This is a genomic window from Escherichia sp. MOD1-EC6819, from assembly GCF_002965765.1.
Lineage (GTDB): Bacteria > Pseudomonadota > Gammaproteobacteria > Enterobacterales > Enterobacteriaceae > Escherichia > Escherichia ruysiae.
This window is the reverse complement of the sequence record NZ_PTRG01000010.1, coordinates 222367-234626: the sequence shown is the minus strand read 5'-3', so window position 1 is coordinate 234626 and position 12260 is coordinate 222367. Positions and strand designations below refer to the sequence as shown.

General features: G+C 39.4%; 6 protein-coding genes. All 6 read right to left on the bottom strand.

Annotated elements, in window-relative coordinates; genetic code table 11:
- On the bottom strand, positions 1 to 1216 hold a 1216-nt coding region (locus tag A7Z06_RS16275), incomplete at its 3' end, for a tetratricopeptide repeat protein (protein ID WP_157941590.1).
- Positions 1217 to 1328: 112 nt separating this feature from the next.
- Positions 1329 to 3629: a cellulose biosynthesis cyclic di-GMP-binding regulatory protein BcsB gene (bcsB, locus tag A7Z06_RS16270; RefSeq protein WP_370906333.1), complete on the bottom strand. Its 2301-nt coding sequence runs from the start codon at positions 3627 to 3629 to the stop codon at positions 1329 to 1331.
- Positions 3630 to 3694: 65 nt separating this feature from the next.
- A complete protein-coding gene (bcsA, locus tag A7Z06_RS16265) occupies positions 3695 to 5809 on the bottom strand; it encodes a UDP-forming cellulose synthase catalytic subunit (RefSeq protein ID WP_105279495.1) in 2115 nt (704 codons plus the stop codon).
- A gap of 84 nt (positions 5810 to 5893) precedes the next feature.
- Positions 5894 to 7234: a GGDEF domain-containing protein gene (locus A7Z06_RS16260; RefSeq protein ID WP_000477638.1), complete on the bottom strand. Its 1341-nt coding sequence runs from the start codon at positions 7232 to 7234 to the stop codon at positions 5894 to 5896.
- Positions 7235 to 7238: 4 nt separating this feature from the next.
- The gene (locus tag A7Z06_RS16255; protein ID WP_000286958.1) at positions 7239 to 9587 is read right to left on the bottom strand and encodes a sensor domain-containing phosphodiesterase; all 2349 of its coding nucleotides are present in this window, start codon (positions 9585 to 9587) and stop codon (positions 7239 to 7241) included.
- A gap of 1098 nt (positions 9588 to 10685) precedes the next feature.
- A complete protein-coding gene (locus tag A7Z06_RS16250) occupies positions 10686 to 12116 on the bottom strand; it encodes an APC family permease (RefSeq protein ID WP_000918532.1) in 1431 nt (476 codons plus the stop codon).
- Positions 12117 to 12260: the final 144 nt, after the last annotated feature.

Here is a 12260-nt window from a genome sequence, read left to right as displayed (position 1 = left end):
CGTTCGGCTTCTGTTGCGCCAGATTGCGCATTAACGTATCGGCCTGGCTGCGTTGTCCGGCCTGCCAGAGATCCTGCGAAAGCCGGTAAGTAATCCACACACTGCCGGGATCGAGCGCCAGTCGCTGGCGCTGAAGTGCTGCCGCCTGCGCCCATTTACCCTGATTTTCCAGTGCCTCCGCCTGCTGTGATAAGCGGTCGTTTTGCAGGCTGCGTTCGATGTCATCAACGCTGCGCCGCTGGCTGGCAGAAAGCGAGGCAATAAACGCTTCGGCTTTTTCCGGCGACTGCTGGCGATAAAGATTCGCCAGCCCGCGCACGGCGTTAGTGTTGCTACTGTCCATACGCAGCGTCTGCTGGTAATAGCGTTCAGCGGCGGGGTAATCTTTGCGCGCCATCGCCACATCGCCCAGCCCCAGCACCGCATAGCTGTCGGCGTTATCGACATTGCGCGCCTGCTGGAACAGGCGTTCTGCCCGGTCGGGATTATTGGCTTTCAGCGCAGCATCGCCCTGCTGGATCGCCAGCCAGTAGCGATTCACCTTCAGCAGACTGTTCCATTTGTCGTTGTTGCTGCTGTGCGGATCCAGCGCGAGGGCTTTTTCCAGATTCGCCACCGCATTAGCACGATCGCCATTCTGAGAATACGCCTGCCCCAGCGCCCCAAATATGGCACCAGAGCCTGGGTTATCAATATTAAGCATTTTCAACTGACGAATCGCTTCGTTGCGACGGGTGGCAATTTGCGTCATTGCCCCCCAGTATTCCAATGCCATTTCGACATCTGGTGGCGCCCCCTTAAATAACTTGTTGTAACTGTCGATAGCCTCCTTATATCGCCCGGAGATAGCTTGTAAGCGCGCCATTTGCAGTGCCTGACGCCCCTCAGGCGAAGAAAGTCGCATGGCCGTGCGCGATGCTTTATATATTTTTGAATCAGGAGCGAGCAGGGAAAGTCTGGCAAGTTGTTTTTGCGCGCCTTCAATATCCCCCTTACGCAGCAGATAGCGAAAACGCGCCGCAACGACATCTGGATTATCAGGTTCCGCCAATTCAAGACGATAAAGCGACTGTTCGACCAGATCTTCACGGTGAATGTCTTCGCCCAACCGAATCTGCGCCATTAACAGCTTATGTGCGGTTGGTGTGGCTTTCGCCATCGACATTACCGCCAAACCAAGGGATATTGTGAGTAAATTTAGGGTGAATTTGTACATGCCTGCCTCAATCAGGTGTTAACTCACTTTTTATTAAAAACAGAACGGGCGCAGCTCCCTGCCTGTATAAAGTCAGGACAGAATGGAGCCGCAAAATAGAAATGATGATGAATTACTGTTGATGAGGGTTCAGACGACGGCGACTAATGTTACGTAACAGACGCCATACTACCCACGCCAATAGCACCACACTGAGAGTTGCCAGCACTGCCAGTAGAATGGGATGTCTGGCTAACACATATTGCACTCGTTCAATCCAGGGGAGATGCCCAACGTAATAAGTATCTCCAACCTGTAAACTATTGACGCCAGATTCGCGAATAACCGCGACTGAACCAAAAATATTGCCGCGTTTTGTACTATTAATTAACGCATTGTTGAGTAGCGTATCGCCGCGTGATCCCTCGGACATTAAAGCAATTACGCTGCGTTGGGCATGATATGGGGACTGAAAACCAACTATCGCCGCCATTGGCAATGGGGAATTTATAGTTGTTTGTATTTCAGGTTTTTGATCGTTTTTATCTGCCATAATTTTTGCGTAATCAGTGTTCCGCATTGGGCTTTTTACCCAACTCGTTGTTGCCTCAATGAGCAGATTAATTTGCTGTTTATCTGCAAATTCTTGCGGAAGTGTTCCTATAAGCAGAATATCTGAATCCTTACCCTGGACAGAACCTATATCATCAGTAATTGTCAGATTAATTGCCGGAAATCCAGTTTGAGCACCAATCAGTCCAAGGGTATTTAATAATGTTTCAACTTGCGTTGTACCAGGATTTTCAGGCATAACCACAACCGTTTCTGATAGATCGGCCATGCGGCTAAATGGAAAGCCTGAGCTGGCAAAAGCGCGTAAATCTGGCATTGCGATAAAGTGATGGTACTTTGAAAAATCGATAGTGGAATCATCTGCAATAACCGCATGATTTTTTAGAGGCCTGGAAATAATACAGCTATCAGCATCAGAACGCGGCATTGTATTAATGTACTCAAAATTAAATCGCAATTGATTAAGCGCCCCCAACGTCAGCGCAGGAATGGTAATTCCATTATTACCATCCAACAATTCTTGCAATAACGGTAAACGTAACAACAATCTATCGGTAGCAGATTGCGGACTTAGCCGGAAAGATTCAAGGTACTGGTTATTAAGGCTGACATCCATGCGTGAACCACCTATCGTTGGCGTGGTATAGCGATAGTTAATCTTCATATCAACCCCACGATTACGCAATAGAAAAAGATCAGGTGGCAAATTAAATGAAACATTAATTGCCGCAGACTCCAGGCCACTTGCCTGTAACTGCCCTTCATAATTTTTAAGCTCTGCGAAAGTTATAGGACGGTCAGTGCGTACCCAGTTTGGCGCATCATAAGGTTTACGCGGCAGTAACGGCGTCACTTCATTTACGATCACACTATCGCCGCGAAAAAGTATATTTCCCTGTGCAAGGCCTTTTGCCGCCTGTAATAAATCTTTGTCATCGCGGCCCAAAAGTACCAGCAATTTGATAAAAGGATTTTGTGGATGACTGATCATTTTAATAACAGGCGCATTCACCAACGGATGCTCGCGCAGAAAGTCCGGGCGTCTATTGTTAGTGGCAAAGACCACTGCATTACTTTCCGGTAACTGGTTATAGAAAACCGGAAATCGGTGACCACGCCAGCCAGATTGCGCACCAAACCACGAAGCGACAATAGCTGATGCCTGCTGCAAACCAGTCTCAGGAGTACCTGCAAAAACCATCGGCAATGTATTAGTGCGGTTATCTCGCGGGTCAAAAAACGGTACAGGAAAATATGAAAGATCATTTTTCAGATTAAGTCTCTGAAATACCAGTTCAAGTTCACTGGTACGTCCAATATCAAGCCACAAATTGCTGCTGGTCGGGTTTTCACAGGCGCTCTGGTAGTGACTAATTAATTCGAGGCGCAAGCGATTAAAATCAGAAAAATACAATGGGTTAAGAGTTATTTCCGCCAGCGTTTTCTTCCCCAGTTGTTCTTTGGTAATCGGCAATACCCCCATCAACTCGTCATTAAGATAGACCTTAAGCTGTGACTGGACAGGGATCAGCGACGGTGATGGAGTGTATTCAAGTTTTAGTTTTGCTTCTGATACTATTTCATCGCTACGCATACCAAACTCAATTTGCCCCTGTGGGTTAACGCCATTCAGGACTATGTTTCCTGGAGCTGGTGCGATTTGTGTAAATGGGAGTTTAAAATGGCGAGACGACTCTTTCGCATAAGCAGAGATATTTGTCTTCTGGATAGATGGTAATACTTCTCCAGAGGAAGACTTACTGATTACTGTATCTGTAGCCGATGCTGTATTTGCCTGGTAAAAACATAATAACCCCAAGCCAATTATCGCAGCACTTAATCTCAAAAATTTTCTTTCCATTTTAAAAAATTCAACAACCATAATAAACACAAACAATATATTTAATTAGCAGTCAGAAATTAGAACTAACTTTTGGAACTGCTTTTCAGCGTCCGCAGAATATAAAAAACCATATTGCAATAACCTTTCAGAGAGATGAAACATATTTCAAAAAAACTCTTTAGAATATTGTCCCGTCTAATTTTATTATTCCACTCTTGCCATAATGAATCACGAGAAAACGTTGCTCTTACATAATTAACACTTTGTTCATAACTCATTGGCATAATCTTCAGACCAATTTTATTATTGTAAGCATGAACTATTTCTACCGGAATATCACATTTCCCGTTGCTATCATCCAGATAAAGAGACAATTGCTGTGCTTTAAGCATATCTTTTACGTCGGAGATATTATCAAGGATTACACCTAATCCTCCTTCGGAAAAATCAAGAACAGAACAAGGATAGCGCCGTCCATCATCCAGTTGTATAACGCCCTTGAAAGAAACATCAATACGGGGAGAAAAACGCACCTGCTTTTGTTCAATAGAAACAGCCAAAGTTGCGCCAATAATAATTGCATTATAAAACAACCAGATTAAACAAAACAAATTCAAGATGGCAATATGCCCTTGCAAACTATAAACATTAATAACACCTATTATCAGCCCGATTACATTTAAAATAGCAAAAATAAGATAGGGATAGGAAATTCGCCAGTCAACAAACTTATTTTTTATCAGTCCCCCTTTGGCCGTAACGTTAAAACGACCTTTTGCTGGCGCAAGTAAAGCTACAAGCGTTGGTAGCGTAATATACCAGGCCAGAACCATTTCATAAATCTCATTCCAGAATGAATGTCTGTATTTACCTTGTACTCTTGAATTAGTTAAAATAATAACAAATAGATAAGGTAAAACATAAGACATAATATCTGCAACTGATGCATCGATCAGATTGACCGAAAAGAAAATAGGACATAACGGTGCGAACAAGAAAATCAGTCGTGGCACACCTGATAAAAAATGCATCATGCTGCTGAGATAGCAAAGGCGCTGTGATAATGTCAGCCCCTTGCCCAATAATGGATTGTCAATACGCAAGATTTGAATCATGCCTCGAGCCCACCGAATCCGTTGTCCAATATGAGCAGACAATGTTTCGGTGGCTAGCCCGGCAGCCAGAGGATAGCGAAGATACGCAGAGCTATAACCTGCACGATGCAAGCGTAACGACGTATGCGCATCTTCTGTTACTGTTTCGACTGCAATGCCTCCAACCTCATCCAGAGCAGATCTACGGATGATTGCACATGAACCACAAAAAAATGAAGCATTCCATGTATCCGTACCATTCTGGATTAATCCATAAAAAAGGTGTCCTTCATTTGGCTTTTGCCGGAACTGTCCCAAATTTCGCTCAAAAGGATCGGGGGAAAAAAAATGATGTGGTGTTTGCAACATAGATAATTTTTTATCGGCGATAAACCAGCCCATCGTTTTCTTTAAAAAAGAAACCGAGGGTATATGATCGCAATCGAAAATAGCAACAAATTCGCCATTAGCTATTTTAAGCGCATTATTTATATTTCCGGCCTTAGCATGTTCATGTGTTTCTCTTGCGACATAGTAAATACCTGACTCGTTCGCGAATTTCCTGAACTCGTCCCTGGCGCCATCATCAAGGAGCCAGATATTTAATTTATCCGTTGGCCAGTCTAAGGCCAACGCACCATAAACTGTATTCTTCACGACTGTAAAGGGTTCGTTATATGTGGGGATTAATATATCAACAACGGGCCATTCTTCTTTATTCTCTGGTAAGGGTATACTTTCTCGGTTCAGCGGGAAGCAAACCTGAAAGTAACCAAGTAATAAAACAAACCATGCATACGTCTCAGCAACTAATAGCGTGACTGAAAATAAACAGTCTGGAAATTCATCCAGGATTACTGAAGAAGAGTAACGCCACCATAGATATCGGGATGATATGAGTATTCCAACACCCATTAGAATCAGAGTAATCATCCTTCCTTTGAGAAAATTAAGGAAGATAGCAGCGATACAAATAATAATTGAAAATAATGTTTGTTGATAAAATCCAAGGGGCTGTTCAACAATTGATAAAAAAACAAAACATAGCAGTATAGCAACAACCAAAAGGATTTTGTTTAATATTACTTTATTTTTTATGAGCATTGCACTTAACGATTCATTAATAATATAACTTGAACTGTGTGATTTTTATAAACATCGATGACCAATGCCATGCAAATTAAAATATCAACACCACGTTATCTGTGCTCGGCCATTTTGCTTACTTTTATATAACCGTTCATCTGCCAGCAATTTCAACCGTTCAATGTTATTCATGCACTCATCTGTGCTGGCAACACCTATACTGCAACTACAATTTAACCCACCAATGGCGAAATGAACAACTCTGTGCAAAATTCTTGATAGCTTATTTTTATCTTTCTCATAATAAATAATAGCAAACTCATCACCGCCAAACCGGTATATTTCCCCTTCACGACGGGGTAACTCTTCTTTAATGATATTAACAAGTTTGATGAGTACTTCATCACCAAATAAATGACCAAACTTATCATTAATGGTTTTAAATTTATCCACATCAAATAGACACAGGTAGCCAAAACTTTTTCTCAGTATCTTGATTTCTTTATCAAAACTCCGGCGACCAGAAGCCCTGGTTAATGCATCACAAGTGCCAAAGTCATATATCTCTCGAATTGCATTAATCTCTTCCGTATTAAAGAATAGATTTTCTCCACGTAAATCATATTGATGATTCGACAATATAGATTCTTTTTCCAATCTACCCTTATTTATAATATCACGCAATAATTTAACATAATAAACATACATTATGACTGCAGATATTGCCGATGCAAAAACGAAAAACGCACATATATATAGATATTTACTTTTTTTATAGGCAACAATAAACATCATTTCTGGAAGATAAGAATACGACAGAGTGATAGCTGACATCTCAAATACTGCATCATTTATCAAAAAATCATCACCTGCGATTTTCTTTTCATTATCATTAATATCATAAAATGATACATAGATATCTTCTCGTTCCCCTGATTGATTTCTTATCAAAGATAAATAACGTTCAGGATCTACCACTGATATCAAACTTGTACGTTTTGCAATGGGATGAGCATAATAAACATAGCACTTATTTTTTAAGCTAATAATGCCTCTTTCAAATTCATTAATTACCCGAATAGAGGAAACTATGTCGTCACAAAAATTATCCCCTTTCGTTGTAACTTTGATACATTTACCATCGCTAATCATATAAGGACCGAGATCATACAAATATCCAGGGTTTTCATAGCCAGCAAAGCTATTGCGTATTTTTTTTAACAACTCTTCTGGCGAAACCTCAAGTTCATAAAATATATTATTAGATACTGAGCGGCGATACTCAGAAACATTAGCTATTGTAAGCCCACTATCTACAATAGATACCTTCACCGAATTAATGCGGCCTTTAACATAAATGGTGTATAAATAACAAGTTACTACAGCGACGCACAAAAAATACAAAAAACAGATCACTGCCGCCTTTTTTTTATATTTGAACATTGCTTTATTTTCTTTTTTTCGGTTTGTTGTCTATATGCCATTCTGAAAACGGTAACGGTTTCTGGTATAAGTATCCCTGAACATGAGAAAATCCTAATTTTTGCAACTCTCTAGCCTGATTTTCAGTTTCAACACCTTCAGCTATTACCGGCATATTTTCTTCACGAGCAAGACTGGATATAAAATATACAATCTTGTTAGTTTCATCGAAAATACCAGAGGTAAACTCTGAATCAATTTTAATGCTATCAGGTCTCACTTTATAAAGTTTTTTCAGGTCAGCTAATCCACTTCCGAAATCATCAAGGGAAATCTTGATACCATTTTCTTTTAAAATATTTATATTATTGTAAAAGCTATCATTTATATCTTTTACTGCTGATTCGGTGATCTCCAGGCAGATTTGTTCAGCATTTACACCAAATGCATTAATTAAAGTAAGAACACGAGTGTGGAAGTCAAATTCATTTAATTGCCAGGGAGAAACATTGATATGCAGGAGAAAATCGTTAGCAACCTCATATTCACAACTAAACACCCCAAATTCGCTAATAGCTGTTTCGAGAACAAAATCACCCAGTTCTTTAATTAATCCTATTTCTTCAGCAACAGGTACAAAAATTGATGGCGGTATTACCCCATTTTCGCAGGACAACCAGCGACATAACGCCTCCGCGCCTACAACCCTATTATTATCCATATCAACAATCGGTTGATATACTAAATAAAGCTCATTACTCGCAATCGCTTTTTTTATATTTCCTGCCACCCAGATCTTTTGATCAAGTTCATGGACTTTGATGTCATCATAAAAAATAAATTCAGATTCTTTATTTTCCCGCATAGCTGTTAATGCCAGTTTCAGTTTCCTTTCATAAATCGATACATTTTCCCCTGAAAAATTTTCGCAAATGGCAATCTTGTGGATATATATATTTCTTATGCAAAATATATGTTCAGGAAAGTTTAAAACCGATAATTTTTCGATGAACTCTTCGCAATCAGTGTGACATAGCAACAAGTATGTTTCAGTTGAGATTTTTACGATATCACAATATTTTGAATATTTTTGTGATATCTTAGATTTTATATCATTAAAAATTTCATGAAATTTCTGACTTCCATATACCGCTTCAACAAACTCTAATCCATAGATGCAAAGCATACCAATTGCCAAATAGGTTTTATTATTAGTTTCAATAATAGCCTTATTAATATAAAAGCAACTTCCTTGTTCATAGGACACAAGATTAAGTAATCGGTCCATACGCTCCTTGTATTTACTGCTGATATTATTAATGATTTTTTTGAGTTCAACAATCTCACCACTGTCATTTTGCACAATATCAATTGTGTCGTTGCGATATACTGAATTAGCTAATTTTTTCAGATGTTCTATCAGTTTGCTGGATTCACCTTTGATTTTTATTGTTATTTTTTCAACGATATACCATAATAAACAGAAACAAACCAAGCCACATAAAAACATCAGTGTAAAATATTTATTGATGTTTGTATCTTCTGATTTTTGATAGTGGAAATAATGGAATCTGACATCAGGAAGCCTGGGGAGTGAGATAACATTATCTGTATAGTTGCCACTATTATTGCTTATGTTATAACTTCCCGATAAATCACGGACAATAAGATGTAACATTGATTTTTCATTACCCACCATAATCCTTTTGTTTTGTTCCATGAATAAAATATCAGAATCACCAGCCAGTTTATTTAAAAAATTACTGAAATATTTTTCATCAAGATCCAGATGTATTAGTTTCAAAGCAAATGATTTTTTTTCTTCTTCGGATGGTCGTAGTGAAAACGAAAAACATTTTTTTCCGGCAATACCATAACAATTATACCATGGTGACCATTTTGAATAAGTCCCCCTCGGTAATTTATTCCATGGTCGTGATTCCGGATTAAAGTAGTTATCGCTGATATCACCATCGTCACCAATAAAAGGTTTACCGGGTTCTGATTGCCCCAGAAATTTTACCTCCCCATTCTCAGTTCGAATAAAGCTAAGATATTTTCCATTATTGAGCATTATCCCTACTAAATTAACCGCGTCTATTTTTTTCATGCGATGAAGGACTGCTCGCTTTATTTCATCTTCATCATGTAACAGATAGATTGCATCTTTTAATGCATCAGCCTCTTTTTCAACTTTAGAAAAAAAATTATTCAAATTGTTATTGATGAGTATAAGGTTAATCTGTGCAGAGTTTTCTGCTATTTTTTTATGGAAATCAATTGCGGTAATAAATGACAAGACAATATAGACAGTAACAGCTAATATAACCGCAGTGTTAAATCTTGAGTTTAATTTTTCGGTAATGCTATACATACTGGTATTCTGACTAAAATGTTATTAATAGCTTCATATCATATCGTATAACGTTCTGTATATTAGACGATGTTGCCCTCCTCTTTATGATTTTATTAATTTCACTATTCCATATAACAAATATGTCATGATGAGAAGATTAATTTTTTCTTAATTTCCACAAGTGATTATCATTCATTCTATTTTAACCAAGGTAATATTGTTATATGTAACACTCATTTTGTATCTTTCACCCACGCTACCGCCTTTCGTTAATTTTTCAACGAAATAATTTAGCCATGAAAAAATTAACTTATAACAACACAGCTACTACATCCTGCTGAGTCGTGGCTTCTACTCTATAACTATCCAAAAGTGTTATTAGTATCTATTGTGAGTAATCCTTTCTGTTTATTTATCTTTTTTGAGACATGTGTAATACAGCTCTCTGAGCCAAAAATATATTAATTAATAACCTTAAGGTAAGGTTCAGTCAGAAAGTGGGCATCAAAATTTCACTGCCAGTGACTGTAATTTGTCCATCACCCTAACAGATAAATATTTTCAGGAATACGCGTTTGATAAAACAATAGATGCAACATTAGAGCACTATTTTATTTATAAAAAAAAGACTGTGAACTACACCAGGTATGAGCGGATTCTGTCGGGAGATGATTTTTGTCAGATTAAAACACTATAAAATTTCATTTTGTCAGAATATTACACCGATAAATCAATATACCATCTGCATATCCAAACAATAACCGCAATCATTCTCAGCAAATTTAACCATAATTAGCAACGTGCGAATTCATTGATGCAGATCAAAAAATCCGAGTTTACATTACCAATCTTTGTTGAAAATTTAGCCGTAAAAATCATGTTATTACTATGCGCAAGAGTTTACTCCAGAGCCCAAAATAATAACTTGCAAAATAACCAATAATTAAAACTATCACCATATCTAAAAATAATGGTCTCCGATAACTAAAATTCGTATTATCACGGTAGCGTTGATTTTCTTTCATCTCTTAAGAAAAACTTAACTTTTGCCTTATCAGGCCTGATCTAATTTTAGTCTATTTGATATCACAGCCCCGGCGAACCGGGGCATGATGACTATTTTGTATTCGCTTTACGTGCAAGCAGCGGGAATATTAGCCCCAGTCCAACGAGGACAAATGGCGTAGTAATGTTCAGTGCCAATTGGAATGTCCACTCTGCAGTGAAGGCTTCCATTTTAGGGAAAATTCCTGTCAGGCAGGCAAAAGCGGTAAAGGCAAAACACCATATCCCGACGGTCATTGCCATCGGCTTATTACGAATAAAGACATACTCTGGTTTATATTTCTGCGCCAGGCGAACGACAGCAATAAACGCAACAAATACCCACAAATAACGCAGCGGCATCACTACCGAGTTAAGATTCAACAGCCATTTATAGAGATTGTTCATATCACCGATGCCGAGAGTCGGTAGCATAATCAGGATCGCCACCAGCACCAGAGTCAGAAAATAACCATTAACCGGCGTACCAGAAGCGTTGGTACGACATAAACTGGCAGGAATATATTTGCTGTCAGCATCGCCTAATAACACTTTAAGCGGTGCATCAATCGAAAATACCAGTGCGGCAACTTGCCCCAGAGTGTTCGCAATGGCATAAATCACCATTAAGGTATTACCCATATTGTAATACTCCCCCAGCTTCTGGAAGGCGTAATACTGACCGTTAGTCATCAAATCATCGGGAATATTGCGCGAGTCAAACATCATCCCCATCGCCAGTGAGCCGAGAATCGCACATACTGCTACCATGCCCGCCAGACACAACATCCCTTTTGGAAATTCTTTTCCTGGGTTGCGTGTTTGGTTAACGTAAGGAGAAATCTTCTCAGCACCACCAACCGCAAAAACCAGCATTGAAATGGTGGTAATGTAGGTGAAATCGATATGTGGTATGAATGTTTCCCAGGTAATATTAGTAGTCGCAATATGCACTTCAGTAATCGCAGGCGCGGTTACCGCCATCGCCACATAGAGGAGCGACATGACAAACATCGCAATCCCTGCCACTGAACCAACAATTTTCAGTGACTTCATGCCTCGGGAGGCAACCCACATAAAGAAGATAAACAGCACCAGCGTTAACCCCTGTAACGCTACGACCGAATATTCTTTGATTAACGAACCATCGCCTTTCATCGCCCAACCGAGCGCGATCAGTATTGCCTGTGGTTTTTGTGCCAAATAAGGAATATGCACCACCCAGTAGGTCCATGCTGCAAGGTAAGCCAGCCCTGGCCCCATGGTATGTTTAATCCAGGTACTAACGCCCCCTCTCCCGTCTTTAAAGGTCGAACCTAACTGGCCGACAATCAGGGCATAAGGTGTGAAATAGAGCGCAAAAATAAATACCCATGAAAAAACAACCACCAGTCCCTGGTTGGCATAGTTATTTACAACGTTGCCAAAGCCCCAAACGGTAATAAATGACATCAAAGCAATGTTGTACCATCGCAACTGTTTTTCCTGAACGTTCCCAGCCATAGTTCGATCCTTCGCCAATATTTAATGGATATTTAGAAAACGAGGAATTATGCGCGGCAAACAAGACGTGCGGAAATAGCGGAATGCAAAATTATAACCTGCTGCACACTTTATTTTTTTACGAATAAAATTTGCTAAAAGATA

Coding starts and splice junctions, on each gene's coding strand:
- bcsB (WP_370906333.1), bottom strand. CDS start 3,629: ATGGAAAGAAAATTTTTGAGATTAAGTGCTGCGATAATTGGCTTGGGG.
- bcsA (WP_105279495.1), bottom strand. CDS start 5,809: ATGCTCATAAAAAATAAAGTAATATTAAACAAAATCCTTTTGGTTGTT.
- A7Z06_RS16260 (WP_000477638.1), bottom strand. CDS start 7,234: ATGTTCAAATATAAAAAAAAGGCGGCAGTGATCTGTTTTTTGTATTTT.
- A7Z06_RS16255 (WP_000286958.1), bottom strand. CDS start 9,587: ATGTATAGCATTACCGAAAAATTAAACTCAAGATTTAACACTGCGGTT.
- A7Z06_RS16250 (WP_000918532.1), bottom strand. CDS start 12,116: ATGGCTGGGAACGTTCAGGAAAAACAGTTGCGATGGTACAACATTGCT.